Here is a 26,208-nt window from a genome sequence, read left to right as displayed (position 1 = left end):
GTTTCGTCTTTCTTCAAAGCGGCCAGAGGGCACGCGCGGCCGATGCCAGACCCTGCCGTACGGCATCGTCGGCATCGATCAGGATGGGATCGAGGTCGAAGGCGGTAAAGGCCGCCTGGTAGAGCGCCCCGAGCGAACCCGAGACGACAAGGCAGATACCCCCGGCGGCAACGGTGCTGAGCGCGCCTGCAATCTCGACGCCGATCAGCGTTCCCGACAGCCGGGCCTTGCCATCGGTCGCGGGTAGGGCATGCAACAATTGCCCGGCGCGCACCGAAAACAGCCGGTTGGTGGCAAGCGCCGGATTGTCCCGGATCTGTTTCACGGCCTCGATGAAGGCCGGATGCGTGCCGTCGAAGGCGCCGCCGTCGCCGACCGTATGGCTGAGGATCGTGTGCTTGGATATCGCATCGAACAGTTCACCGGTCATGAAGGTGGAAAAACCAGTCACCGTACTTTGGCTGACGCGGACCCACTTGCTGTGGGTTCCGGGCATGCAGACGAGATGCTCGCCAGATGAGAGAATTGCGCCGGCGCCGACCAACTGTGTTTCCTCGCCGCGCATGACGTCGGCCGCAGTCGCGTCGCGCTGGGCAAGGCCGGGGAGGATGCGCACGTCACGGTCAATTCCGGGAACCGGAACCGCGGCCGTGACGATATCGGCAAGGGCAGCCGGCGTATTGAGATATCCGGCCTCGACCCAGCCCTGTCGGGCTCCAGCCATGCCGCAGACGATCACCGGCAGGTTCGCCGGTGCGGAGATGGCGTCGAGATGCGATTGCAGCACGGCTTCGAAGCCGGTCTTTGCGGCTGTCGTCATGCCTTCGGCGCTGCGGCGCTCGGCCAGCACCCGGCCATCCCGGCCGATCAGCCAGAGCCGGAAGCTCGACGTTCCCCAGTCTACGGCGACATAGTCTGCCGTATCCTTTGTCGTCACCATCAGAAAACGCCTCCATCCACGATCATTGTCTGGGCCGTTACGCCCGCGGAACAGTCGGATGCCAAATAAAGGCAGGGACCGACCATGTCGTCCGCCAGAAGCGTGCGCTTCAGGCATTGTTTCTCGATCATTGCCTTAATCGACTCCTCGGTGAGCCATAGTTGCTTCTGGCGCTCCGTCACCACCATGCCCGGTAGAACGGCGTTGACCCGGATATTGGCTGGGCCAAGATGTCCGGCCAGCGATTTCGTCAGGCCGATGATCCCGGCCTTTGCCGTTGCATAGACCGGCAGGTCGCCCATATTGAGCATGAAGGCTATCGACGAGAAATTGATGATGGATCCCTTGCCCAGTGTACGCATATAGGGTGCTACCGCCTGGGCCATGAAGAAATGCGGGCGCAGATTGACCGCCTGGCTCTCGTCCCACGTTTCCTGCGTCACCTCTTCGAGGAGGTTGCGATCATCGCGCGCCGCATTGTTGATGAGAACGCCGATGGGGCCGATGGCTGCCGCGGCTTGCTCGACGGCGCGGTGCAAGGCCTCGACGTCCCGCAGGTCGGCTGGGATAAAGACCGGAGCGGTCTCAGTTTCCTGGCTAAGCCGTCCAACGAGGGCATTGCCGGCTTTCCGATCGATATCCAGAAATGCGACGCGCGCACCCTGCTTGAGAAAGCCTTCGACAAGAGCTGCGCCGATACCGGAGCTACCACCGGTGATTAGGACGGCGCTGTCTTTCAAGTCCGGGAAATGGGCGGAGGGCATTACCACGTTCGTTCCTCTCCCTGCCGCGGCAGATAGTCATTTATAGATTCCGATATATGGAACTCGATTTGATTATTTGGAATTATCGCGGTAGGCTGATGGTCTTGTCAAGCTTAGCTATGCGTGCCGCTGGAGATCGAGGGTTCAATGGTAGAAAACCGGATCGCTACGGAGACTGATCTTAAGGCCTCGCAGTCGGCTGGGACCGGGACGCTGGGCAAGTCGATTGCGGTTCTCGAACTTGTTGCGACTTCTGAGACACCACTGCGCTTCACGGAAATTCTGGCTCTCAGCGACCAGCCGCGTGGCACGCTGCATCGCCAGCTCTCGCATCTGGTCGAGGAGGGGCTGCTCAGTATGGGAGGGGATCTGCGCTACGCACTAGGAATGCGTCTGTTAAAGCTCGCCTCAAACACCTGGGCCAAAAACCAATTTCGCACGGTGGCGGAACCGCACCTGAAGAATCTGCACGAGCAAACCGGTGAAACGGTGCATCTCGGCATTCTGCACGGACAGGAGATCATTTATCTCGACAAGGTCGAGAGCCGTCAGGCGGTTCGCATGAACTCGCAAATCGGGAACGCATCTCCTGTTTATTGCACCGGTGTCGGCAAGGCCGCATTGTCGGTTCTGCCGGAGGCTCGCTTGATCGATCTGGTGGATCGTTTTTCTTTTCAAGCCTATACGCCGAACACGCATCTCTCCGCCGGATCCCTCCTGACCGAACTGGCCGTCGTGCGCCGGGTCGGTCACGCATTCGACAGGGAAGAGCATGAGAGCGGCATCCGTTGTGTCGCAGCCCCGGTCCAGGCTCCCCGGCACGGCATTGTCGCCGGGGTTTCCGTGACCGGGCCTGCATATCGTGTCTCCATGGAACAGCTGGAAGGCTGGGCAGTTGCTGTCAGGAAGGCTGCACATGAAATCGAGCAGGATGTTGAGGTCCGGCTTGGGCCGGGACCTTAGATGTACATGGGATAACAGAATGGCTTTACGGTAAATTAGGTATCTCGACTGGACGTGGCGGAATGATGCCTGTAGCTTTGATATATCATACAATTCAAATGGGCATGGGCAGAGATATACCGCGCCGGATGCTCTCTAAGATGGCAATAGCGAAGGATTGGAAACGAGATGTGGCGCTTGTGTGTTTCTGAAACACCGGATCGGCCCGTCAATAGCCGAAGGGGCGGCCGCTTTTTTGACTTCAACCAGACGGCACTCGCAATTACGCCGCCGGATGGTCACCGCATAGCTGAGGAAATGACCGAAGAAGCGGATATTCGGCGAGGCCTAGAGGGCTTGGCGCAGGCTTATGGCTTTAAAGGTTTCATGGTCATGTGCGTTCCTGGTCGCGACACCCATCGCCTTGCCGAATCGACGCTTTTGACCAATTGGCCGCGCGAATTCCTGACAGGCTATGACGATGCATGCCTCATGGCCGGAAGCCCGATCATCGACCGGCTGCGCCGCAGCACCATACCTTTTACTTACGATACCCAGGTCGATTCGCGTCGCCGATTGGATGGCAAGGGGGCTGTTGTCATCAGCCTTTTCGAACAGGTCAATATGAAGCGCGGTATCTACGTCCCGGTTCACGATACCTCCGGAAATTGTGGCGCCGTTGCGTTCGGTGGCGACCGCGAAATGGTGTCTGCCGAAGAGATGAGGGAACTGAATTTTGTCGCAGGCGGACTTTTCAATCGCTTGAGTGAACTGCGTGCCCAAAAGAACGTGAAGGGCGCAAAACTTTCGAAGCGGGAGCTCGAATGCCTGTATTGGGCGGCTGCCGGGAAGACGACCAGCGAAATGGCTAAAATTCTCTTCCTCTCCGACTATACGGTCAATCATTATCTGAACCGGGCGACCCGCAAACTGGATTCCGTAAACCGGGTGCAGACGGTCGTAAAAGCGATCCGTGCAGGATTGATCAATTAAATAGGTATGAGTTGAATGATGCGGAACTGTAGATTGAATACGAGGACGGGTGACGGTGTATCGGGATCGATGTCGTCCGGCCTTATGGAAATGGCATGCGACTGGCTAGGCATCGCGCCTGGAAGCGTATCAGGCGTTGACACCGAAGACGGGATTTTTGAATGCGGGAAGCAATGACGATCGGGCCGATGGATACTGTGCAAACCCGCGGCGGCGATTTCGCTTCTGAGATAGCAACACTGGAAACGCAATTCGACGTCGTCCGCTATATGAAAAGAGTGACGCAGTCTTTCGGCTTCAAGACATTCATGATCTGCACCGTGCCCGGTTTTGATGCTGACAAGCTGGCCAGCATGTCGATCATCTCGAACATGCCGGGCGAACTGATCAACAAATATGATAGCATGTCGCTTCTGAAACACTCAACTGGTATTCGCCGCTTACGCGAAACGACGACGCCTTTTCAACTCTCGATTGAGGATTGGGAGAAGCAAACTACACGGCCCGCACAATCGAATGAATACATAGCGATGCTACGCGAGAACGGCTTTTTGCAGGCCAACTATTTTCCGGTCCATGACGCCGACGGCAGTCGTGCCGCCGTCATCCTCATGGGCGATGAAGTCGAAGTGCCGATGAGTGCGACGATGGAGCTGCAAATGATCGCCATCCATGTCTACAACCGCCTGACGGAGATCGGCGCGTTCTGGAAGGATACGACAACAATCCTGTCCGAACGCGAGATCCAATGCCTCAGCTGGACAGCCGCCGGCAAAACCAGTTCCGAAATTGCCGGAATCCTTGGCCTGTCGGAGCACACAGTCAATCACTATCTGAACCATGTGACGAAGAAGCTCGATGCGGTAAATCGCACGCAAGCCGTCGTGAAGGCGATGAAAAAAGGCTACATCACCTGACGACCGTGGAAAACCTTGCAATAGAGCCTTTTCGTCCCGCGAATTGGCTGGTCGGCAGCAGTTTTTAGACGAACATTAAGGATTTAAGTCCAGCTTAGCTCGCGGTGAAATGAGTTCATTGGAAGGTCAGCGAGCGTGCTCTTGAGATGCGCCCGGGCCCTTCGCTTCCCTGTATGAAGTCATCCGAGCCGCGACCTCAAGGCTGCCTTCGGTCGCCGGCGCGCCTTTCGAGGAATAGAGCATGCTGTTCAAGACCGCGACCTCCCGCAATATATTCGCCGTTGTCGCAACGGGGCTTTTTGCCACCGTAGTTACCGCCGGGACGCTTTTCTGGATCTCCTATTCCGAGGTGAAGCGTCGCAGTGTCGGCGAAATGACCGCCGCGGCCGAGATTACGGCTGCCGATATTAAGACGCAGATGTCCAAGGGTCTTCAGCTTGTGCAGGGGCTGCAGAGCACGTTTGCGGCGATGCAGATTTCCGGCGCGGCCGATCGTACAGTTGCTGATGTGCTGCTCAAGAAAAATCTCGAGGATAATCCCAACGCGCTCGGCGTCTGGAGTGGTTGGCAGCCGAATGCCTTTGATGGCAAGGACGCAGACTTCCTCAACAAGCCGGGACATGACGCGACCGGTCGCTACGTGCCCTATTGGGTGCGTTCCGGTCCAAATATTATCGTTGCGCCGCTGGTCGATTACGACACGCCGGGGCCGGGCGATTATTACCAGCTACCATTCACGCAGCAGAAGACAGTGGTAATCGAGCCTTACAAATATAATGTCGATGGCAAGGACGTGCTGATGACGACGCTGGTCGGCCCGGTGACGGTGAACGGCAAGCAGCTGGGCGTCACCGGCATCGACATCGCGCTCGACAGCCTGACGGCCGGTCTGGCGTCCGTGAAACCGCTTGGCGACGGCAATGTCGCTTTGATTTCGCAGGGCGGAAATTTCATCAGCCATGTCAATACCGAGAATCTCGGCAAGGCGCTCAAGGACAGCGATGTCGACGCCGAAGCCTGGCAGACGCTGATCAACAATCCCGGCCAGCCGGTTGAAACCGTCGCTACGGACGGGACAAGCTTCCTTTCCATCGCCGTCCCAGTGCCGCTTCTGGCTGGCACGTCCTGGTATGCTGTCGTCTCGGTTCCGCAAGCCACCGTCTTCGCCTATCTGACACAGATGGCATGGATCTCCGTCGTCATTATCGCCATTGCCTCCCTGCTTCTCGTCCTGCTCGGCGTTCTGATTTCCAGACGCTTCCGCATGCGTATCGAGGCTGTCGTCAAGGCAACCGGCGAAATTGCCCGCGGCAATACCGAAATTGTCCTTGCCGATGCCGATCGTAAGGATGAGATCGGCGACATGGCCCGCTCGCTCGCCGTTCTTCGCGACGCGACGATCAGCAAGCAGCGCCTCGAAGTCGAAGCCGCGCAGAACCGGACGCTAAGCGAGGAAGAACGCCAGCGTCGTGCCGCGGAAAGTGCTGAAAACGAGCGCCAGATGCGGCTTGCTGTCAGCGAACTCGGCTCCGGCCTGCAGCGTCTTGCGGAGGGCGACGTGACCTTCCGGCTGACGACTCCGTTCATTGGTACGCTCGATGCGCTGCGCGAAGATTTCAACACCTCGGTCAGCAAGCTGCAGCAGGCGCTGCAGTCGGTCGGCAGCAATGCGATGGGTATCCAGGCGGGCTCCGCGGAAATCCGCTCCGCAGCCGACGATCTCGCCAAGCGCACGGAACAGCAGGCTGCTTCTGTAGAGCAGACGGCTGCCGCGCTTGAGGAAATCACGGCATCGGTCAAGGATTCTGACCCTGCGCGCCGAAGAGGCCAGCCAACTCGTCGCCAAGGCGCGGGCCGGCGCACAGACGTCGAGCGGTGTCGTTCGCAATGCAATCGAGGCCGTCGGCCAGATTGCAAGCTCCTCCCAGGAAATTTCCAGCATTATCGGGGTGATCGACGAGATCGCCTTCCAGACCAATCTGCTGGCGCTGAATGCTGGTGTCGAGGCCGCTCGGGCCGGCGATGCCGGAAAGGGTTTTGCCGTCGTTGCCCAGGAGGTGCGCGAGCTTGCCCAGCGTTCCGCCACCGCAGCCAAGGAAATCAAGGCGCTGATCTCGAAATCCGGTGATCAGGTGAAGACCGGCGTGTCGCTTGTCGGTGAGGCCGGAAAGGCGCTTGAGGTCATCGTGCACGAGGTCGACGAGATCAATATGCGCGTCATTTCGATCGTCGAGGCGGCGCGCGAGCAGTCGATCGGGTTGAACGACATCAATCGCGCCGTCAACATCATGGACCAGGGCACGCAGCAGAATGCCGCCATGGTCGAGGAGCAGACGGCGGCCAGCCACAGTCTTGCGTCTGAAGCTTCGGCGCTCAATGAGCTGCTTGCCAATTTCCGGCTCGGCAATCCGTCGGAACAGGCTCATCAACCCAATACGCACCGGTCGCCGGCCGCCAACGTATCGCGACCTGTCACGCCATCCTATTCGGCACAGCCGATCCGGACGCAGCCGACCTTGAAGCCTGCATCAGTGACGACACCAGCGGTTAGTTCGCCGGCGCGTGCGCTCAGCCAGAAACTGGCCGGCGCTTTTAAGGGCGGCGGATCGTCAAGGCCGATTGCGTCCAATGACGGCTGGGACGAATTCTGATCGCGCTGCCTGTGAACTTTCATTGTTATGCCTAAAAATTGAGCGTCGGTTTCCGGACCGGCGCTCAAGGCGTTTCTGATTATCCTTTTGTTTTAAATATGGAATATCTTTATTTCTCAATCTGGCACGCTTCCTGCTTCGTTATAGGCAAGGTCCAGAGGGGACCAAATAACACTGCGCCCCAAGAAGGTCGCGATCCAAAAGGCTGTTTCCCACCGCAGGTGATCCCGGATGAACGGACACCAGCGAACGGGAAGCAGCCTTTCTCTTTTCCGTGCCGCTTTTTTCACGAATGTCGCATTGGCGAAGCCCTTCGCCTCGATTATCTAAGCATCAACTGAGAATGCGCGTATGTATCGAGCGGACGATGGGTCCGGACATGCGCCGGCGGACAGGGATGTGAAGTGATGACGGAAGTAAGCAGCGCGCAGGTTCTCGACAAGCTCAAGGGCGTGCGCGGGCCGGACATGGAAGGCAACATCGTCGATATGGGCCTTGTGTCCGATGTCTTCATTTCCGACGGCAAGGTCTATTTCTCCATCACGGTACCCGCCGAGCGGGCCCGCGAACTCGATCCGTTGCGCGCCGCCGCAGAGCGGGTGGTCAAGGAGATCCCCGGCGTCAAAGGGGCAATGGTCGCGCTGACGGCGGACAAGAAGGGCTCGGCGAATGCCGCTCCGGTCAAGCATCCGGCGCAGCCGGCGACCCATTCCCATACCGGCCATGATCACGCCCCCATTCCCAAGCAGCCCACGACCATGCGGGTCATTCCCATGCAGCGCCTGCGCGCCCGACCCCGACGGCCCGGCAGAAAGCCGGCATTCCCGGCGTCGGCGCCATCATCGCCGTCGCCTCGGGCAAGGGCGGCGTCGGCAAATCCACCACATCCGTCAACCTTGCTCTGGCGCTGCAGGCCAATGGCCTCAAGGTCGGCATTCTCGATGCGGATATATACGGCCCCTCCATGCCGCGGCTCCTGAAGATTTCCGGACGTCCGCAGCAGATCGAAGGCCGGATGATCCGGCCGATGGAAAATTACGGTCTGAAGGTCATGTCCATGGGCTTCCTCGTCGATGAGGAAGTGGCGATGATCTGGCGCGGGCCGATGATCCAGTCGGCGCTCTTGCAGATGCTGCGCGAGGTTGCCTGGGGCGATCTTGACGTGCTGGTGGTCGATATGCCGCCGGGCACCGGCGATGCGCAATTGACCATGGCGCAGCAGGTGCCGCTTGCCGGCGCCGTCATCGTCTCGACGCCGCAGGATCTGGCGTTGATCGATGCCCGCAAGGGGCTCGCCATGTTCCGCAAGGTCGAGGTGCCGGTTCTCGGCATCGTTGAGAATATGAGCTATTTCATCGCGCCCGATACCGGCAACCGCTACGACATCTTCGGCCATGGCGGCGCGCGCAAGGAGGCCGAGCGCATCGGCGTTCCCTTCCTCGGCGAAGTGCCGCTGACCATCAATATCCGCGAGACATCCGATGCCGGAACCCCCGTCGTTGCGTCCGATCCTGATGGTGCGGTGGCAAAGGTCTATCGGGAAATCGCAGCCAAGGTCTGGGAGCAGGTGGCGGCGGCGCAGGGCAACGCCTCGCGCAGCATGCCCAACATCGTTTTCGAATAGGCTTTTCGCCATTGCCGATTGACGACGACAACCGGTCCGGCGTTAACTCATCGGGCGAGATTGTGGCGCGACACCACTTTCGCCATTGATTTTGGCGCTGCGTTGCGCCATATGCCGTCCCGCATCTGCGAAGGCGGAAGGGTGACGTGGCGTTTTCGCTTCGCCAGCGCCCGCGTAATGACCGAGTTTAGGAAGTGTCTTGACTGACGGACGTCTCCATAGGGACCTGAAGCCTGCGGTTTTTTCGACGTCCGGCCGGTTTTCATTGGATTGGCCTGTCCTCTCATTTTCGCCCGCATGTCATGGGACCGGGCGCGGCAGAATCGGGATGGCGGCGCGTCGCCAGTCGACCAAGGGTGCGGAATGATCACTGCCTATCGCGCAAGCGGCGAATCCGTCGTCATCACCACGCATGAGCCGCCCTCATCTCTGCCTGAGGAAGTCGTCTGGATTGATCTTGAGAGCCCGGACAAGGCCGAGGACCTGCTCGTCGAGCGCCTGCTCGGCATTTCCATTCCGACACGTGAGGACATGAAGGACATCGAGCCTTCGAGCCGCCTCTACACGGAAAACGATTCCGTCTTCGTCACCGCATCCTTGCTGAATCGCGCCGATAGTGCTCGGCCGGAACTGACCGATGTAGCCTTTGTTCTCACAGGACAGCGCCTCGTCACCATCCGCTATGGTGCTCCGAAATCCTTCCTGCTGTTCAAGGCGGCCATGCACCGCATCGAGGGCGGTTGCTCGACGGGCACCGTGCTTCTCGTCCGCCTGATGGAGACGATCATCGATCGCACGGCGGAAGTGCTGGAACACGCCGTCGCCAAGCTTGACGCGCTGTCGCTGGAAGTCTTCGAGGGACGGGTGCCGGGTAAGAGGCGGCCACCGCAATATCTCGAGGACCGGTTGTTGGATATCGCGGCATCCCACCGCCTCGTGGCGAAGGTCCGCGACAGCCTCGCTTCGATGTCGCGCGCCATGACCTTCCTCTACACGATTCATCGTGTGCAGGAGGATCGCGAGGTGCGCGAACTCTGCCGGACCATTTCGCTCGATATCCAGTCCCTGTCGGAACACGCCTCGTTCATTTCGGGAAATATCACCTTCCTGCTCGATGCGTCGCTTGGCCTGATCGGTGTCGAACAGAACGCCATCATCAAGATATTCTCAATCGCGGCCGTCGTCTTTCTGCCGCCGACGCTGGTCGCGTCGATGTACGGTATGAATTTTCGAATCATGCCTGAGCTGGAATGGACCTATGGCTACCCGATGGCGATCCTCGCCATGATCGTTGCCGGTATCGTTCCCTTCTTCTTTTCCGCTGGAAAGGCTGGCTGTAAGCAGATGTCCCATTCGGTCGAAAAGACGGACGGTTCCCGCAAGAAGGAACTGACCAAATTTCTCGGGCTCGCGCTCGGCTCCGTCGGCGTGGTCTATGGCGATATCGGAACCAGCCCGCTTTACGCCTTCCGGGAAGCCTTGCGTCCTGTTGCGGCCGACGGTGTCTCGCGCTTCGAAATCATCGGGCTGATTTCCCTGATGATCTGGACGCTGACGATCATCGTCACGCTGAAATACGTGCTGTTCCTGTTGCGCGCCGACAACAATGGCGAGGGTGGCACGCTGTCCCTTTTGGCGCTGTTGATGAAATTCGCTAATGGCCACGCCAACCGCCTGTTCTTCATGGGCATTGCCGGTGCCGCCCTGTTCATCGGCGATGCGATGATCGCGCCGGCCCTGTCGGTGCTTTCTGCGGTCGAGGGCTTGAAACTGGTGACGCCGGCGCTGAGCGACTATGTTGTGCCGATTTCCGTGGTGATCCTGCTTGCGCTGTTTGCCGTGCAGTCGCGCGGCACGGCGGCTGTCTCCAAATTCTTCGGCCCCATAACCGCCATCTGGTTTCTCGTGCTCGGCATTGCCGGCATCAGCCACATTTCCGATGATCTAGGCATTCTGGCAGCCTTCAATCCCTGGTATGCGGTCTATTTCCTCTTCCATGCCGGCTTTGTCGGCATCGTGGTGCTGGGCGCAGTCTTCCTGACGGTGACGGGGGCAGAGGCGCTCTACGCCGATCTCGGGCATTTTGGCCGCAAGCCGATCCAGTGGGCATGGATCTGCCTCGTCTTCCCGTCGCTCGCGCTCAACTATCTCGGGCAGGGAGCCATGGTTCTGAAACATCCGGAGGCCATGTCAGATCCCTTCTACCTGATGTTCCCGGAATGGGCGCTTTTGCCCGTCGTTATCCTCGCGACGGCCGCGACCATCATCGCGAGCCAGGCGGTCATCACCGGGGCATTCTCGCTCACCCGCCAGGCGATCCATCTCGGCTTCCTGCCGCGTATGGCGATCTTCCACACGTCGGAGACCCAGACCGGCCAGATTTACCTGCCCAATGTCAACATCCTTTTGATGTTTGGCGTCATGGTCCTGGTCTTCGTCTTCGGCTCGTCTGAATCGCTGGCCACCGCTTATGGCATTTCCGTCACCGGTGCGATGGTGGTTGATACGCTGCTCGCCTTCGAATTCGTCCGTGGACGCTGGAAATGGCCGCTTTATGCGGCAGTCGGTCTTCTTCTCCCGCTGCTTTTGCTGGAAATGGTGTTCCTTGGCGCCAACCTCCTCAAGATCCATGACGGCGGTTATGTGCCGGTGCTGATTGCGGTGACCATCGTCGTCATCATGTGGACGTGGCGGCGCGGAACGAAAATCCTGCACGATAAGACCAGGCATACCGACATTCCGCTGCCGTCTTTCGTGAAATCGATCGAGCGCAAGAGCGCGCATGCGCCCGTGGAGGTGCCGGGAACGGCGATCTTCCTGACCAGCGATCCGGAATCGACGCCGGCAGCCCTCCTGCACAACATCAAGCACAATCATGTCCTGCATGCGCAGAACTTCATCCTGACGATCCGCACCGCCAACACGCCTGTCGTGCCGAAGGAAGAGCGTGTCAGCGCCCGCGTGATCTCCGAGCGGTTCAGTCTGCTCGAGATGAATTTCGGCTATATGGAGACGCAGAATGTCTCGCAGGCGCTGGGATTGTTCCGCAAAACCGGCCTGAAGTTCGACATCATGTCGACCTCCTTCTATCTCGGACGGCGCAAGCTGGTGCCGGATGCGCAGTCCGGCATGCCCTACTGGCAGGACCGGCTGTTCATCGCGCTCGCAAACGCTGCGATCGATCCCTCGGATTACTTCCGCCTGCCAACCAACCGTGTCGTCGAATTGGGATCGCACGTTATCATTTGACGGCCGGCTAAAAGGGACGGAGCCGCTGGTTGCAGTTCCCCATTTCCCCGAGGACCGTTAACCAAGCATCAAGGTTAATGCTTCATTGTCGGGCTTCGATTGAAGCGCCGTCGGCCAAGCAGCGCGACCAGGCTTCTGTTGTTTACATCTGCGTGGAACGTGCGTGCCGGCCCTGGCTGCCGGGCGGACAACTGCGTCTTGTGAGTGCGTGGGGTATTGTGGTGCGTCAGAGTAAACAGTTCGGCCGGAAAGTCCGGTTTTCGCCCAGGCGGCCGTTTTCGCTGGGCAAATGGGCAGCGCCTTTGCTCCTTGGTATCGGTCTCTTCACCGGCTTCCCCACCGTTTCGGCCCATGCCGATCTGGCAACCTTCATCTCGGGCGTCAATCGCGGCGGCGAACGCTGGCGGATGTACATGACCCGGTCGCCGGCCGGATCGCTGCACGATGTCGAGATGGTCTTCAACGATCCGATCACCACCGGCGCGATCGGCGACGGCGCGGGGCTCGATCTGCCCGGCGGAGGCAAGGTCTCGCTCAGTGCTGCCAACAAACAGTCCGATCCGCTGCCGGACGAGGACCGCGTCACCCGCAAGCTGAAGAAGGGCCGCATCGTCGCGGTCGCTCCGGTCACCCCGCCCAAGGATTTTTCCGCAGGCTCCATCTTGCAGCGCACGAGTTCGCTGACGCGCCCGCTCTTCGACAATGAGGAGCGCATGGTCTTCGGCAAGCCGAAGATCAAGGGCAAGGAAATCTCGATCGCGACCGCATTCTACAAGAAGAAGCCGGTCATTGAAGATTCAGGCGTTTCGCCGATGCTGGCTAGCTTGGTCACAAACCGGTCAGCCGATATTCTCGCGACTGCCTATGCACCCGCCCAGCCCGACTATTCCCGCGAATCGCCTTTCGATTCGATCCTCAACAAGGATACGGCGAGCGGCCGATTCATCCCGCAGATCGCGCCCGAGGATCATGCCTGGGCAGCGACGCCGCTGCCGATTGATGTATTCAGCGCTGCCGAGCAGAAATGCCTGGCTGACGGCATCTATTTCGAATCGCGTGGCGAATCGGTGAAGGGGCAGGCGGCGGTCGCGCAGGTCATCCTCAACCGCGTTCGCAATCCGACCTATCCGAACACAATCTGTGGCGTCGTCTATCAGAACAAGGGCTGGTACAATCGCTGTCAGTTTTCCTTCGCCTGCGACCGCATCCCCGACATCATATGGTCGCGCGCAAGCTGGCAGACGGCCAAGGAAGTCGCGCAAGCGGTGACGGCCGGCAAGATCTGGTTTCCGGAGGTCGGCTCTGCCACACACTACCACGCCACCTATGTGCGCCCGGACTGGGGCCCGACGATGAAACGGCTGACGAAGATCGGCAAGCACATCTTCTATCGCACCTATGGCGGCGGCTGGAGCTAGCCTCAGGAATGCATGACAACAAAGTCCCCGCCCAAACAGCGGGGCTTTGCGTATGTCGCGGCGACAGAGGGGCATTGATTCCCGCCGATTCCGAAAATCTGCACCGGAAAATTTGTAAATCATTGATTTTTATCGAGAATATAGTGCCGTAACAAGCGCGTTCCCGCGCTTGACTATGCAGGCCTTGAAAACTATGTTGCGGCCGACTTCAAACGGGCCGAAAGTGGCTGGCGATCTGGCCGTTTGTGTGACCGGCTGTCGGCTTTGCGCCGCTTCGGACAGGCAAAAGGGAGGCGCCACATGACGGATAACGGCCGAGAAAGTCTGGAAGAACGACGAAAGCGCCTCGATACGGAGCTTGCGGCGCGGCGCGCAACGGATACGCGCGAAGCAGCCGACGAGAACCGGGCGATCGAAAACCGCAAGGGCTATGCGGTGGCCGTGAAGCTCTCGAGCGAATTCATCGCGGCGGTCATCGTCGGCGCACTTCTGGGCTATCTTTTGGACCATTTTGCGGGTACAGGGCCGTGGGGAATGATCATTCTCCTTCTTCTTGGTTTTTGTGCCGGCGTGCTGAACGTGATGCGGGCAGCGGGCATGGTGGCGGCGCCCCATCCCGCCGATCGTGTCGGCAAGAGCAAAAATGATCGCGACGACGCCTGAGGGCTGTGTCGTAAAAAGTGAAGATGGCCGCCGTCAGGTGGTCCAGAACGAGAGAGAGCGGCTGTGGCAGGCGATAAGGTAGATCCGGTACACCAGTTTGTGGTCAACACGATCGTTCCGATCCATATCGGCGGGATTGATTTCTCGTTCACCAACGCATCGCTGTTCATGGTGGCAACGCTCGCCGTTGCAGCCGGTTTCCTCTATTTCACGACGTCGAAGCGCAGCCTGGTTCCAGGCCGCATGCAGTCCGTCTCCGAAATTTCCTATGAATTCATTGCCTCGATGCTGCGCGAAGGCGCCGGCTCGCATGGCATGAAATTCTTCCCGATGGTGTTCTCGCTGTTCATGTTCATCCTGACGGCCAACATGCTCGGCATGGTTCCCTACTTTTTCACAATCACCAGCCAGATCATCGTCACATTTGCGCTTGCGCTGTTCGTGATCGGCACGGTGTTGTTCTACGGTTTTTACAAGCACGGCCTTGGCTTCCTCAATGTGTTCGTGCCTTCTGGCGTACCCGGCATTCTCTTGCCACTGGTGGTTTCCATTGAAATCATCTCCTTCCTTTCCCGTCCAATCAGCCTGTCGGTTCGCCTGTTCGCGAACATGCTGGCTGGCCACATCACGCTGAAAGTGTTCGCAGGCTTCGTTGCCTCGCTCGGAACCCTCGGCGCGCTGGGCATTGGCGGGGCGGTCCTGCCGCTCATCATGACCGTTGCCCTCACGGGCCTCGAATTCCTCGTCGCCTTCCTTCAGGCCTATGTCTTTGCGGTGCTGACTTGCATGTACCTCAACGACGCAGTGCATCCGGGTGGCCACTAAGGAATAAAGTCGTGGCGCTTCCTCAGGTCCTGATGGGTCGCTGGAAGCGCTAAAGTTAGCCGCAACAACCATTTCAAGGAGATTATCATGGAAGCGGAAGCAGCAAAGTACATCGGCGCAGGCCTCGCCTGCCTCGGCATGGCCGGCACGGCTCTCGGCCTCGGCAACATCTTCGGCAGCTACCTCTCGGGCGCGCTGCGCAACCCTTCGGCAGCCGACAGCCAGTTCGGCCGCCTCGTATTCGGCTTCGCCGTTACGGAAGCTCTGGGCATCTTCTCGCTGCTCGTCGCTCTTCTTCTCCTTTTCGCCGTCTAATACCGGCTTGAAGGTTGGGTCGCGGCATCAGCCGCGGCCCTCTTCTTTCTGCCAGTCTACTTCTGAATGCACCTGGAGGGTGAGCATGTTTGTGACCGCGGCCTACGCCCAGTCGACCACCACTGAGGGCGCAGAGACCCACGACGCCGCTGCCGGCGAGGTTCACACCGAGACCGGTGTAGCCCACGAAGGCGGACATGGCTCTGGCGTGTTCCCGCCCTTCGATTCGTCTACATTCGCATCGCAGCTTCTCTGGCTGGCGATTACCTTTGGTCTGTTCTACATTCTGATGGCCAAGGTTATCATGCCGCGGATCAGCGGCATTCTCGAGACCCGCCACGACAAGATTGCCCAGGATCTGGACGAAGCGTCGCGCTCCAAGGCGGAGGCCGATGCTGCCGTCGCTGCTTACGAGCAGGAACTGGCCGCTGCCAAGGTCAAGGGCAACGCAATTGCCTCCAGTGCCCGCGAAGCTGCCAAGGTGAAGGCCGCCGCCGAGCGCGCCGCGATCGAGGCAAGCCTCAACGACAAGATTTCCGCGGCTGAAGTCCGCATTGCCGACATCAAGACCAAGGCATTGGCCGATGTCGGTTCGATCGCTGAAGAAACAGCCGGCGCCGTCGTCGAACTGTTGATCGGTGGCAAGGTTTCCAAGGCCGAGATCGCTACTGCGGTCAAGGCATCGGCCAAGTAAGGGAGCGCATCATGGATTTGACATCACTGGCCACATTCTGGGCCACAGTCGGCCTGGTCCTGTTCCTGGCGCTTGCGGCCTACCTCAAGGTTCCGGCTATGCTGGCCAAGGCGCTCGACGAACGCGCCAACAAGATCACCAATGAACTGGACGAGGCCAAGCGCCTGCGCGAAGAAGCCCAGGCTCTGCTGGTCGAGTACCAGCGCAAACGCAAGGATGCCGAAACGGAAGCCGCCCAGATCGTTGCGGCTGCGGAGCGCGAAGCGGAAATGCTGACCGCGGAAGCCAAGCTGAAGACCGAGGAATTCGTCGCCCGCCGCACGGCGTTGTCCGAGCAGAAGATCGCCCAGGCCGAATCCGACGCAATCACCGCCGTTCGTTCAGCCGCCGTTGATCTGGCCGTTGCTGCCGCCGAAAGCGTCATTGCCGCCAAGTCGGATGCCGCCGTGCAGGGAAAGCTGTTCAGCCAGGCAATCAGCGACGTCAAGGCGCGCCTGAACTAAGCTGTTCGGCACATAGATTTGAAAGAGGCCGGCTTTTGCCGGCTTTTTTATGGATTGGCGCGCGCTTGGTTGGGCGGGCGATCACTCCTTCCGCAGCGGCCGGAAGCTCATGCGGTGCAGCGGGCAGGGGCCATGGACGTCGATGGCTGCGCGGTGTTTTGCCGTTGCATAGCCTGCGTGAAACCCAAACCCATAGGCAGGGAAGGGTAGATGGGCGCGCGCCATCATCCGGTCGCGGGTGACCTTGGCGATGATCGAGGCGGCGGCGATCGAGACCGAGCGTGCATCGCCCTTGATGACGGCCTTGCCGGCGCAGATCAGTCCCGGCGGAATATCGCGGCCGTCAGCCAGAACCATTTGCGGCCGTATCGTCAATCCATACACGGCCCGCCGCATGGCATCGAGGCTCGCCTTGCGGATATCCGTCGCATCGATCGTGGCCGCACCCGTGGAGGCGATGGAAACGGTTGCGGTCACCATGATCTGTTCGAACAGGCTTTCTCTCTGGGCAGCGGTTAGTTGCTTACTGTCGTTCAGGCCATCCGGAATACAGTCGGGATCGAGAATGACAGCCGCCGCCACTACCGGCCCCGCCAAGGGTCCGCGGCCGGCTTCATCGGTTCCAGCAACCGGCCAGAAGCCTTCGCGGCGGGCCGCCATCTCCAGGCTGAAATCCGGAGCGACGAGCGTTTCGAAAAGAAAAGGGAATCGGGCGGTATGCGTCGTGACATGCGGCGAAACTCGCACACAAGCCCGATTCCTGCAAGTCCTCCGGCATGAGGCGACAGCCGGAGGAAGCCGCCAAGGCTCGGGGCGGAACCGAGGCGGAATTCAAGACCGGCGCTGACCGCCGGTAAAGTGCTCGTCAGAGCAGCGACAACTGCACTCCGGTTCCAAGCGGCGGAACGAAGAGATCGGAATTCAGCTGCCGGCGGGCAAGGTTGAGCCCGAGCCGCTTGGCCGCGAGCTCGAAGCGTCGGCCGATCTGCCAGGCATAGGGTCCGGCTCCCTTCATCCGCTTGCCGAACTCGGCGTCGTAATCCTTACCGCCGCGCATCGAGCGGACCAACGACATGACGTGCTGGTAGCGGCCCGGATAGCTGCGCAATAGCCAATCGCGAAACAGCGGGCTGACCTCCAGCGGCAGGCGCAGGAGCACATAGCTCGCCTCGGACGCACCGGCTGCCTTGGCCGAATCGAGCACGCGTTCGATCTCGTGGTCGTTGAGCGCCGGAATGATCGGCGCCATCAGCACCGAGGTCGGGATCCCGGCATCCGACAGGGCACGCACTGCCTCCAGACGTTTGCTCGGCGTCGAGGCCCGGGGCTCCATCGAACGCGCCAGCTTGCGATCAAGCGTCGTCACCGAAATACCGACCTTCGCCAGCCCTTTTGCTGCCATCGGCGCCAGGATATCGATGTCGCGCATCACCATGGCAGACTTTGTCACGATCATCACCGGATGGTCGGCCTTGGCGAGCACCTCGAGGATCTGACGCATGATCCGCCATTCCTTTTCGACCGGCTGGTAAGGGTCGGTATTGGTACCGATCGCAATCGGCCGCACCTTGTAGCCGGGCTTCGCCAGCTCGCGCTCCAGCAGCTTGGCTGCATCCGGCTTGGCAAACAGCTTCGCTTCGAAATCCAGCCCCGGAGAGAGGCCCATATAGGCATGCGTCGGCCGTGCGAAGCAGTAGATGCAGCCATGCTCGCAGCCGCGATAAGGGTTGATCGAACGATCGAACGGGATGTCAGGCGAATCATTTCGGCTGATGACGCTGCGTGGCTTCTCGATTTGGACCTCGGTGCGAAACGGGGGCAGATCTTCAAGCGTCTCCCAGCCATCATCGACCAGTTCACGGGAAATGGGTTCGAAACGCCCTGATGTGTTGAGCGCCGCCCCGCGTCCGCGCCGGCGGTCGATCTCGATGCGCAGACCTGATCCGGTCATGATCGCGTCTGCCACGTCTGCCGTATGGACGGGCGCAAAAGCGTCCCGCCGGATATGAGCCAGCTCGTTCATTGGATGTCTCCGCGGGGCCCGGTCTGTCCGGATCCGTTGTTTTCTGATTATTTTCCTATCGTGAAAAAGAGAACAATGCAAGAACAAAAGACGGCGTGGCGCGATTTTTCGGGAATTTTGGGCGCATGGCAATTGTCACGATGGGGTTCGTCAGGTGCGGATTCATCATGAGTGAAGAGCGAATGTCCCCAAACGAACAGATTGTGGCAATTGCGTGGGCAATGCGGTAAGGACGGGCATGTTGACGATCATCCTGGAAACCCACGACCATGAGGCAGAACTGGCGCAGACGCTGTCAGCGCTGGTGTCCGGCGCTGTCGAAGGGCTCGTCAGCGATGTCATCATTCTCGATCACGGCTCGCGCGATGGCTGCTCGCGGGTCGCGGATGCGGCCGGCTGCAGGTTTCTCGTCAGTTGGGACATCAAGGACGTCGTTCGATCAGCGCGGGGCGAATGGCTGATGCTGCTTGAGGCGGGCGCCCGCCCGTCCGGTCGCTGGATCGACGATGTCGCGGAATATATCGGGCTGAACAAGGCGCCAACGCGGTTTTCGCCGTCGCGGCTGCATCGCAAGCCCTTCTTCAAGCGCATCGGTCGTCGGCCGGCGGCGCTCGAAAACGGTTTTCTCCTGTCGAAGCGGCAGGCGATTGCGTCAGCCAAGACCGGAATGCTGCTCGCCGATTTCGCCAAGGGACATTCCGTGCGCAAGCTTTCGACGGAGATCATCCCTGCCTGGGTCGCCGTCGGCAACCGTCCGCGCCCGGAAGACATCTGAACCGTCAGCCGCGTTTCAGGTGCTCGGCGAGACGGGGCATGATCTCCACGAAATTGCAGGGCTTGTGGCGGTAATCGAGCTGCTGTTTCAAAATGCTGTCCCATGCGTCCCGGCAGGCGCCCGGAGAACCCGGAAGCACGAAGATGAAGGTAGCGTTGGCAACGCCGCCGGTCGCGCGCGACTGGATGGTCGAGGTGCCGATCTTGTCGTAGGAAATCCGGTGGAAGACCTCGGAAAAACCGTCCATGCGCTTTTCGAACAATGGCTCCAGGGCCTCCGGTGTCACGTCGCGGCCGGTGAAGCCGGTGCCCCCGGTGGTGATCACCACGTCGATTGTCGGGTCGAGGGTCCAGGTCCTGACCTGCGCGAAAATGGCTGCCTTGTCATCAGGGACAATCGCCCGTGCTTCCAGGCGGTGCCCGGCGTCGCTGATGCGTGCTACGAGCGTGTCACCGGATTTGTCGTCGGCGCTCGTCCTCGTATCCGAAACGGTGAGAACAGCAATGCCGACGGGTATGAAGGTTCTCTCGTGGGTCGTTTCCATCATCTCATCCTTGCCCCTTGATCGGGGCGCTCGCTACGCTGTGGCAAGGCAGAAGGTACCAGTTCGGATGGCGCTGTGAAAGGAAAGCGGCTGCCGCATCCCGCTCCCCGTCTTCCGCATAGATGCCAAAGCAGGTGGCCCCGGAACCCGACATGCGCACGAGACCAGCCCCTGTTCCGGACAGCGCATCGGAAACGGCTGCAATGCTCGGCTCGATGCTGCGCGCCGGCGGCTCCAGATCGTTGCGCATGGTCAGCATTGCCGCAATCCAGTCCGCCGCCGTATCTGTGTGGCTCATCGAGGGCAGGTGCGGGTTGATTTTGTTGGCAAGCGTTCGGAAGATGACCGGCGTCGATACCGCCATACGCGGATTGACCAGCAGTAGGGGCATGGCGGGAAACCCATCGATCATCTCCAGGTTTTCGCCGATGCCGCGCGCGATCAGCGGCTTGCCGGCAAGACACATGGGAACGTCGGCGCCGAGTTTCAGCGCGATCGACAGTCGCTCGCCCGGCTCAGGTGATGCGTCCCAGATGTCTACGAGGCCAAGAAGTGTGGCCGCGGCATCCGCCGATCCGCCGCCGATGCCGGAGGCGACCGGCAGGTTTTTTCCAGATGAATATGCACGGGCGGTGCGTCGAGGCCTGAAGCCAGTTGATGCGCGCGCAAAGATCGCGTGCCTGCAGCACCAGATTGTCTCCGGAAAGCGGCATGTCCTCGGCAGACGGTCCGGAGACGGTGAAACGATCTTCGCTCGCCGGTGAAATGCCGATGCGATCTCCCGCATCGGCAAAGGTCACGAGACTTTCCAGCAAATGATGCCCGTCAGGCCTCTGCCCGACGACATGCAGCGCCAGATTAATCTTTGCGGGCGCCATGCGCGTCAGCGCAAAGCCGTCCAGTCCAGGATCTGCTGTCATGGCGGATGGCGATCAGGATTTCTTGCCTGGAACGGCCGTTTCCGGCCCGACTTTTTCGGCTTCGTCTCCTTGGTGGCATCCGCCGCAGCCGGAACTTTTTCCTCGACGGGCGGCAGGCCGCTCTCGATCTTCGCCTTGATCTTCGGGATATCCGCCTCTTCCGGCTTCAGTTCCAGCGCCTGGTTCCACTGGAAGACGGCTTCCAGCTTGCGCCCGACGCGCCAATAGGCGTCGCCCAGATGATCGTTGATCGTCGCGTCACCCGCCATCAGTTCGGCGGCACGCTCCAGTTCGGTCACGGCGTCATCGAAACGGTTCAAGCGGAAATAGGCCCAGCCGAGCGAATCGACGATATACCCGTCGTCAGGCTTCAGATCCACTGCCTTGCGGATCATGCCGAGGCCTTCCTCCAGATTGATGCTCATGTCGACCCAGGAATAGCCGAGATAATTCAGCACTTGCGGCTGGTCGGGGTTGAGCTCCAGCGCCTTGCGGAAGCTGGGTTCCGCCTTGTCCCAGATCTTCAGGCGTTCATAGGCGATGCCGCGCTGGAAGAAGATCGTCCAGTCACCCCGTTTCGGTACCGCACCGATCGCATCAACGGCTTGATCGTAGACCACGGCCATTTCTTTGTAGTCCTTGGCATCCGAAAGCACGCTGCCATAGGCGAGGTAGCTGCGGATATCCTTGGGGTCGAGAGCGATCAGTCCCTTGAGGTGCTTCTTGGCTTCATCGACCCTGCCAACGGAAGCAAGGCTCAGGCCCAGTTGCAGCTCCGACAGACGGCGCATGGGCGAGTTTTCTGGGACGCTCTTGTAGAGCTCGATCGCCCGATCGGTCTTTTTCAGGTTTTCGGCAATGCCGCCGAGCATGACGAGGATGTCAGCGCTGTCGGGATCGAGCGCCCGCGCCGATTGCAGATAGAGCGAAACGATATCCTCGGCCCCATCACGATTGAGCGCGGCGCCGATCGAAAACAGAACGGCTGCGGCACCCTGCGTTGCATTGCGGACCTGCTGCTCCTGCGGCTTGCCGTCTTCGATGCTTTTGCGCAGGGCTTCCAGCGGGGTGTAGCTGCTGATGAGCGTTTCGCCGGCAGCAATCGTATCGAGCGCCTTCTGCTTGTTGCCGTCGCGAGCCTCAAGACGCGCAAGCGCCATGACGGAGCGCATGAACGTATCGGGTGCCGCCGAACCACCGTTGCGGTCGAGCACAGCATCATTGAGGTGCTTGCGGGCCGTTGCCTTGTCGCCGGCTGCAATCGCGATTGCCCCGGCGTGATAGTTCTTGAAGATACCGAACCATTCCGGCCCTTCCATCGCATCAATGGAGGCAATGGCATCCTTCGGGTTGCCTTCGCCGGCCTTCGCCCAACTGAGCAGGAGGCTGTTCATCAGGCGGTCGAGATCGTTGGGACCGTCGTAGTTCAGGATTTTCTGCGCTGAACGATACTGCCCCTTGCGGATCGCTTCGACGGCGCGGGCAATCGTCGTGATCCGTTCGACGGATGAATCGGATTTGAGCTCTTCGGCCAGCTTCACGCCGCCGTCGAGGTCGCCGTTCATCAGCATGGTAATCATCAGCCGCTGCTTGACGTCGACATTGTCCGGTTCGAAATCGAGCGCAATCCTGTAGAGCTTCGTCGCGTTGTCGAGGTCCTTGTCCACATCAGCCGTACGGGCGGCAAGAAAGGCGCCGGAGAAGCTGCTGACCGAATTGGGATCGAAGGGCTTGGCTTCCTCGACTGCCGGCTTGTCTTCGGCAAAGCTCTGCGGCACGGCCGAAAGAGAGGCCGCAACGAGAAGAGCCACGCCGCAGAGGAGGCGAAGAATGTGTTTTTGCCGCATAACAAGCCTTTCGTTGCAGACGGACGCCGCCGCGCCGCTGCCGGTTCCAACCGGAATCAGTCCAAATCACAGGACGTGAGTGTTGGCGAACAGAATGGCTTTTTGGCGCAATGCGGCAAGAAAATCCTCGTGCGAACCCGTCTGCTCGCGACAGCGTGATCAGCTAACCCGATCGATGCAGAAATCGATGACCTCAAGCAGCGCCGATTTCCACGGCGATTCCGGGAGCGGGGCCAGCGCATCGCGGGCAATCGTTCCGTAGTGCTGCGCGCGCGCGATAGTGTCTGTCAGGCCGCCATAGCGCGTGATCAAGCCAAGTGCCTTTTCCAGATTCTGGTCGGTGGAATTACCGGCTTCTATGGCGTCGCGCCAGAAGGTGCGCTCTTCCTGCGTGCCGCGGCGATAGGAGAGGATCACCGGAAGCGTGATCTTGCCCTCGCGGAAATCGTCGCCGGTGTTCTTGCCGAGATCGGCTGCCTTGCCGCCATAGTCGAGCACATCATCCACCAGCTGGAAGGCAAGACCGAGGTTCATGCCGTAGGATTTCAGCGCATTGCGGCTCGCCTTGTCGGTCTTGGCGACGATCGGGCCGACTTCGGCTGCCGCGGCAAACAGCGCTGCCGTCTTGGCCCGAATCACCGAGAGATAGTCGTCTTCCGTCGTTTCCATGTTCTTGGCGACGGAAAGCTGCAGCACTTCGCCCTCAGCAATCACCGAGGCAGCGGTCGACAGCACGTCCAGCGCATCGAGCGAGCCGACATCGACCATCATGCGGAAGGCCTGGCCCAGCAGGAAATCGCCGACCAGAACGCTCGCCTGGTTGCCCCAGATCATCCGCGCGGTCGATTTGCCGCGGCGCAGGTCGCTCTCGTCAACGACATCGTCGTGCAGCAGCGTTGCCGTGTGCATGAATTCGACGCTGGTCGCCAGCTTGATATGCGCGTCGCCGGTGAAGCCGAACATGGAGGCCGAAGCCAGCGTCAGCATCGGCCGCAGACGCTTTCCGCCCGACGAGATCAGGTGGTTGGCCACTTCCGGAATCATCTGTACGTCGGAACCGGCTTTCGACAGGATGAGTTGGTTGACCCGCTCCATGTCGGCTCTGGTCAGATCGACGAGCGGCTTGACCGAAGCCTGTTTGTTTTTGCCGTCTTCCAGCGGTATCACTACGCCCAACACAAGGCACTCCTGTTCCATTTCGGGTTCGACAATAGAAAGGGGGCTGGTGGCGGCAAGAGGCGAATTGTCCCGATTGCTTAAATTAAGCGAGGAAAACCATACGATATGAAGGAATTGATCCGCACGAATGACGCCGTTGTCCTCTCCTTCGCGGAAAGCCTGATGAAGGATGCGGAAATCCCGTGTTTCATTGCGGATCAGGGCATGAGCATTCTCGAAGGCTCGCTGGGCCTTCTGCCGCGCCGTTTCCTCGTTGCCGAAGATGATGCCATCGAGGCACGCCGCATCCTTGTCGATGCCGGGCTCGAATCGGAATTGCGGGAGTAGCGTCGCCGGATGAGCAGTTCAGTGATGACCGAAACCATCGACAGCTTCCATCGTGGACGGTTCCGTCTTGTCCAGCCTCTGGGGCAGGGGCATCGATCCGGCATGGATGCGATGCTGCTTGCCTCTCTGGTCGCTGCTGAGCGGCCGTGTCGGGTTGCGGATCTTGGCGCCGGTGCGGGTGCTGCGGGCATGGCGGTCGCCTCGCGTCTGGAGGATGCGGAGGTGATGCTAGTCGAACGTTCGTCCCTGATGGCGGAGTTTGCGCGCCGGAGTATCGCCCTTGCGGAAAACCAACCGCTTGCTGCCCGTGTCTCGGTGCTGGAGGCTGATGTTGCCTTGACCGGACGGGCGCGCGTCGCTGCCGGGCTTGCGGACAACAGCTTCGATCATGTGATCATGAACCCGCCCTTCAACGATGGCTCCGACCGCAAGACCCCGGATGCGCTGAAGGCGGAAGCCCATGCCATGGTCGAGGGCCTGTTCGAGACCTGGATCCGCACGGCCGGCGCAATCCTGCGGCCCGGCGGGCAGATGTCGCTGATCGCCCGGCCTCAGTCGATCGCCGACATAATCGCCGCCTGCGGCCGCCGCTTCGGCGGCATCGAGATCACGCCGCTGCATCCAAGGCCGGGCGAAAACGCCGTGCGCATTCTTGTCACCGCGATCAAGCAAAGCCGCGCGCGGCTTATCCTGCGGGCACCGCTCATTATGCACGAGACGGAAAGCCACAGATTCGCGCCTGATGTCGACGACCTGAGTAATGGTCGGATAGCCTATCGACGCAAATGAATTTCCAGGGCGGCCATTGCGTTTGGCGGTCCAGTGCATACATCCGGTGCATGATGATGAAAGACCAGCGGGAGATCAGATGACCGGATTCTTGAAGAAGTGGATGCCGAAACGTTTTCGCAAAGACGGCGTCACCATTCCGGTCGTCCGGTTGCACGGTGCCATCATGGCGGGCGGAAGCCAGTTCCGGCCAGCGCTCAATCTGGCCAGCGCATCGACGGTTCTTGAAAAAGCCTTTTCGATGAAGGATGCACCGGCCGTCGCGATTTCGATCAATTCGCCCGGCGGCTCGCCGGTACAGTCGCGCCTGATCTATCAGCGCATCCGCGATCTTGCGGCAGAGAAGAACAAGCGTGTCATCGTCTTCGTCGAGGATGTGGCAGCCTCCGGCGGCTACATGATCGCGCTTGCCGGTGACGAGATCATCGCCGATCCGACCTCGATCGTCGGTTCGATCGGCGTCGTCTCGGGCGGTTTCGGTTTTCCCGAGCTGTTGAAGAAGATCGGTGTCGAGCGCCGCGTCTATACGGCTGGCCAGAACAAGGTCATGCTTGATCCTTTCCAGCCGGAGAAGGAAAAGGACATCGAGTTCCTGAAAGGCCTGCAGCTCGAAATCCACGAAATCTTCATCGGCATGGTCAAGGCGCGCCGCGGCCATTTGCTCGCAGACAATCTCGAAATTTTCTCAGGCCTGTTCTGGACGGGAAATCGGGCAAAGGATCTGGGCCTTATCGACGGGCTTGGTGACATGCGCGGCGAATTGAAGAAACGTTTTGGCGACAAGACGACGCTGCAGCTGATTTCCGGCGCGCGGGGTCTGTTCGGCCGTCGCCAGCCGGGCGCGACGATTTCGGGCGACATGGCGGAGCGGATCACCGCTTCCGCAATCTCAGGCCTTGCGGATGTGGCGGAAGAAAAGGCATTGTGGGGCCGGTTCGGGCTGTAGACTTACAAAGGGATCGGGGGCGTTATGCAAATCATTTTCCTGCTGCTGTTTGCCGGCGCGCTCTGGTTCGGTTACCGCAAGTTCGTGACAGATGCCGAAAAACTCACCCGCCGCCGCCAGGAAGCCCGCCGCCAGCAGGAAACCGGCTCGCAGGGCACGCTGGTAAAGGATCCCGAGACCGGCGAGTATCGGCTGAAGAAGCCGGAGGAGTGAGCTTACAATCGGCTTCCGATCCGCGACATCCAATCAGCGCCTGCATAGGTAACCGACAGGATGAAAACGACGCGTTCGTCCTCTTTGATCGAAAAGCAAATGACACCCTTTTACCTGCCGGGATAGCACGGATGTTCTGTCCGAAGT

The 26,208-nt window shown here is 60.1% G+C and carries 21 protein-coding genes and 5 pseudogenes; 18 read left to right on the top strand and 8 right to left on the bottom strand.

The genetic code is table 11. From position 1 onward, the window contains the following. Nucleotides 1–13: 13 nt before the first annotated feature. Together P6U16_RS06075 and P6U16_RS06070 are read right to left on the bottom strand one after the other, a co-directional pair. Nucleotides 14–940, bottom strand: coding sequence for a 2-dehydro-3-deoxygalactonokinase (locus tag P6U16_RS06075; protein ID WP_277703005.1), 927 nt, complete (start codon nucleotides 938–940; stop codon nucleotides 14–16). After that, entirely contained in the window at nucleotides 940–1,710 is a 771-nt protein-coding gene (locus P6U16_RS06070; RefSeq protein ID WP_277703004.1) for an SDR family oxidoreductase, read from the bottom strand. Before P6U16_RS06070 ends, P6U16_RS06075 begins: the two co-directional genes overlap by 1 nt. A 141-nt stretch (nucleotides 1,711–1,851) precedes the next feature. Here P6U16_RS06070 and P6U16_RS06065 point away from each other — a divergent pair, with 141 nt between their 5' ends. The 13 genes and pseudogenes from P6U16_RS06065 to P6U16_RS06005 all read left to right on the top strand — a co-directional run bounded on the left by P6U16_RS06065 (nucleotide 1,852) and on the right by P6U16_RS06005 (nucleotide 16,498). Then, complete coding sequence (locus tag P6U16_RS06065) at nucleotides 1,852–2,667, top strand: IclR family transcriptional regulator (protein WP_277703003.1); 816 nt, start codon at nucleotides 1,852–1,854, stop codon at nucleotides 2,665–2,667. Between the two features lie 297 nt (nucleotides 2,668–2,964). Continuing rightward, on the top strand, nucleotides 2,965–3,639 hold the full coding sequence (locus P6U16_RS06060) for an autoinducer binding domain-containing protein (RefSeq protein WP_277703002.1): 675 nt from the start codon (nucleotides 2,965–2,967) through the stop codon (nucleotides 3,637–3,639). Nucleotides 3,640–3,800: 161 nt separating this feature from the next. Next, nucleotides 3,801–4,556: a LuxR family transcriptional regulator gene (locus tag P6U16_RS06055; protein WP_277703001.1), complete on the top strand. Its 756-nt coding sequence runs from the start codon at nucleotides 3,801–3,803 to the stop codon at nucleotides 4,554–4,556. A gap of 241 nt (nucleotides 4,557–4,797) precedes the next feature. Continuing rightward, nucleotides 4,798–7,207, top strand: a pseudogene (locus tag P6U16_RS06050) (methyl-accepting chemotaxis protein). A gap of 407 nt (nucleotides 7,208–7,614) precedes the next feature. Next, nucleotides 7,615–8,831 (top strand): annotated as a pseudogene (gene apbC, locus P6U16_RS06045) (iron-sulfur cluster carrier protein ApbC). Nucleotides 8,832–9,128: 297 nt separating this feature from the next. Next, a pseudogene (locus tag P6U16_RS06040) lies at nucleotides 9,129–10,088 on the top strand (magnesium transporter CorA family protein); the annotation flags it as partial. Nucleotides 10,089–10,175: 87 nt separating this feature from the next. Next, nucleotides 10,176–12,080, top strand: coding sequence for a potassium transporter Kup (locus P6U16_RS06035; protein ID WP_277703766.1), 1,905 nt, complete (start codon nucleotides 10,176–10,178; stop codon nucleotides 12,078–12,080). 281 nt (nucleotides 12,081–12,361) lie between these two features. Next, on the top strand, nucleotides 12,362–13,498 hold the full coding sequence (locus P6U16_RS06030; RefSeq protein ID WP_277703765.1) for a cell wall hydrolase: 1,137 nt from the start codon (nucleotides 12,362–12,364) through the stop codon (nucleotides 13,496–13,498). Between the two features lie 300 nt (nucleotides 13,499–13,798). Further along, nucleotides 13,799–14,161: an AtpZ/AtpI family protein gene (locus tag P6U16_RS06025; RefSeq protein ID WP_277703764.1), complete on the top strand. Its 363-nt coding sequence runs from the start codon at nucleotides 13,799–13,801 to the stop codon at nucleotides 14,159–14,161. 63 nt (nucleotides 14,162–14,224) lie between these two features. After that, nucleotides 14,225–14,986, top strand: coding sequence for a F0F1 ATP synthase subunit A (locus P6U16_RS06020; RefSeq protein ID WP_277703000.1), 762 nt, complete (start codon nucleotides 14,225–14,227; stop codon nucleotides 14,984–14,986). 87 nt (nucleotides 14,987–15,073) lie between these two features. Further along, the gene (locus P6U16_RS06015) at nucleotides 15,074–15,301 is read left to right on the top strand and encodes a F0F1 ATP synthase subunit C (RefSeq protein WP_056332699.1); all 228 of its coding nucleotides are present in this window, start codon (nucleotides 15,074–15,076) and stop codon (nucleotides 15,299–15,301) included. Nucleotides 15,302–15,386: 85 nt separating this feature from the next. After that, the gene (locus P6U16_RS06010) at nucleotides 15,387–15,995 is read left to right on the top strand and encodes a F0F1 ATP synthase subunit B (RefSeq protein WP_277702999.1); all 609 of its coding nucleotides are present in this window, start codon (nucleotides 15,387–15,389) and stop codon (nucleotides 15,993–15,995) included. Between the two features lie 17 nt (nucleotides 15,996–16,012). After that, a complete protein-coding gene (locus P6U16_RS06005) occupies nucleotides 16,013–16,498 on the top strand; it encodes a F0F1 ATP synthase subunit B (protein ID WP_277703763.1) in 486 nt (161 codons plus the stop codon). An 81-nt stretch (nucleotides 16,499–16,579) separates the two neighbouring features. Here the strand turns inward: P6U16_RS06005 and P6U16_RS06000 are convergent. Both P6U16_RS06000 and P6U16_RS05995 read right to left on the bottom strand, forming a co-directional pair. Continuing rightward, nucleotides 16,580–17,229, bottom strand: a pseudogene (locus P6U16_RS06000) (ribonuclease HII). A 134-nt stretch (nucleotides 17,230–17,363) separates the two neighbouring features. Further along, complete coding sequence (locus P6U16_RS05995) at nucleotides 17,364–18,521, bottom strand: PA0069 family radical SAM protein (RefSeq protein ID WP_277702998.1); 1,158 nt, start codon at nucleotides 18,519–18,521, stop codon at nucleotides 17,364–17,366. A 238-nt stretch (nucleotides 18,522–18,759) separates the two neighbouring features. Between P6U16_RS05995 and P6U16_RS05990 the strand changes: the two genes are divergently transcribed. After that, a complete protein-coding gene (locus P6U16_RS05990) occupies nucleotides 18,760–19,296 on the top strand; it encodes a glycosyl transferase (protein WP_277702997.1) in 537 nt (178 codons plus the stop codon). A gap of 4 nt (nucleotides 19,297–19,300) precedes the next feature. On the opposite strand, the gene moaB is transcribed toward P6U16_RS05990, so the two are convergent. From moaB to P6U16_RS05970, 4 genes and pseudogenes are all read right to left on the bottom strand, one after another. Next, the gene (gene moaB / locus P6U16_RS05985) at nucleotides 19,301–19,843 is read right to left on the bottom strand and encodes a molybdenum cofactor biosynthesis protein B (protein WP_277702996.1); all 543 of its coding nucleotides are present in this window, start codon (nucleotides 19,841–19,843) and stop codon (nucleotides 19,301–19,303) included. Between the two features lies 1 nt (nucleotide 19,844). Beyond that, nucleotides 19,845–20,760 (bottom strand): annotated as a pseudogene (locus P6U16_RS05980) (4-(cytidine 5'-diphospho)-2-C-methyl-D-erythritol kinase). Next, the gene (locus P6U16_RS05975) at nucleotides 20,757–22,607 is read right to left on the bottom strand and encodes a tetratricopeptide repeat protein (RefSeq protein WP_277702995.1); all 1,851 of its coding nucleotides are present in this window, start codon (nucleotides 22,605–22,607) and stop codon (nucleotides 20,757–20,759) included. Before P6U16_RS05975 ends, P6U16_RS05980 begins: the two are co-directional and overlap by 4 nt. Nucleotides 22,608–22,766: 159 nt before the next feature. Next, complete coding sequence (locus tag P6U16_RS05970; protein WP_277703762.1) at nucleotides 22,767–23,783, bottom strand: polyprenyl synthetase family protein; 1,017 nt, start codon at nucleotides 23,781–23,783, stop codon at nucleotides 22,767–22,769. A 108-nt stretch (nucleotides 23,784–23,891) separates the two neighbouring features. Here P6U16_RS05970 and P6U16_RS05965 point away from each other — a divergent pair, with 108 nt between their 5' ends. The 4 genes from P6U16_RS05965 (at nucleotide 23,892) to P6U16_RS05950 (ending at nucleotide 26,061) form a co-directional block, all read left to right on the top strand. Next, nucleotides 23,892–24,113, top strand: a complete 222-nt coding sequence (locus P6U16_RS05965; protein ID WP_277702994.1) for a DUF2007 domain-containing protein — start codon at nucleotides 23,892–23,894, stop codon at nucleotides 24,111–24,113. A gap of 9 nt (nucleotides 24,114–24,122) precedes the next feature. Continuing rightward, nucleotides 24,123–24,902 carry a tRNA1(Val) (adenine(37)-N6)-methyltransferase gene (locus P6U16_RS05960; RefSeq protein ID WP_277702993.1) on the top strand — a complete coding sequence of 260 codons (780 nt, stop codon included), beginning with the start codon at nucleotides 24,123–24,125 and terminating at the stop codon, nucleotides 24,900–24,902. Nucleotides 24,903–24,981: 79 nt separating this feature from the next. Continuing rightward, nucleotides 24,982–25,848: a S49 family peptidase gene (locus tag P6U16_RS05955; RefSeq protein ID WP_277702992.1), complete on the top strand. Its 867-nt coding sequence runs from the start codon at nucleotides 24,982–24,984 to the stop codon at nucleotides 25,846–25,848. 24 nt (nucleotides 25,849–25,872) lie between these two features. Next, the gene (locus P6U16_RS05950) at nucleotides 25,873–26,061 is read left to right on the top strand and encodes a hypothetical protein (protein WP_277702991.1); all 189 of its coding nucleotides are present in this window, start codon (nucleotides 25,873–25,875) and stop codon (nucleotides 26,059–26,061) included. Nucleotides 26,062–26,208 lie beyond the last annotated feature (147 nt).

The organism is Rhizobium sp. 32-5/1 (assembly GCF_029537235.1).
GTDB lineage: Bacteria > Pseudomonadota > Alphaproteobacteria > Rhizobiales > Rhizobiaceae > Pararhizobium.
Note: the sequence above shows the minus strand (reverse complement) of the source record. Positions and strands in the feature narration are given on the sequence as shown.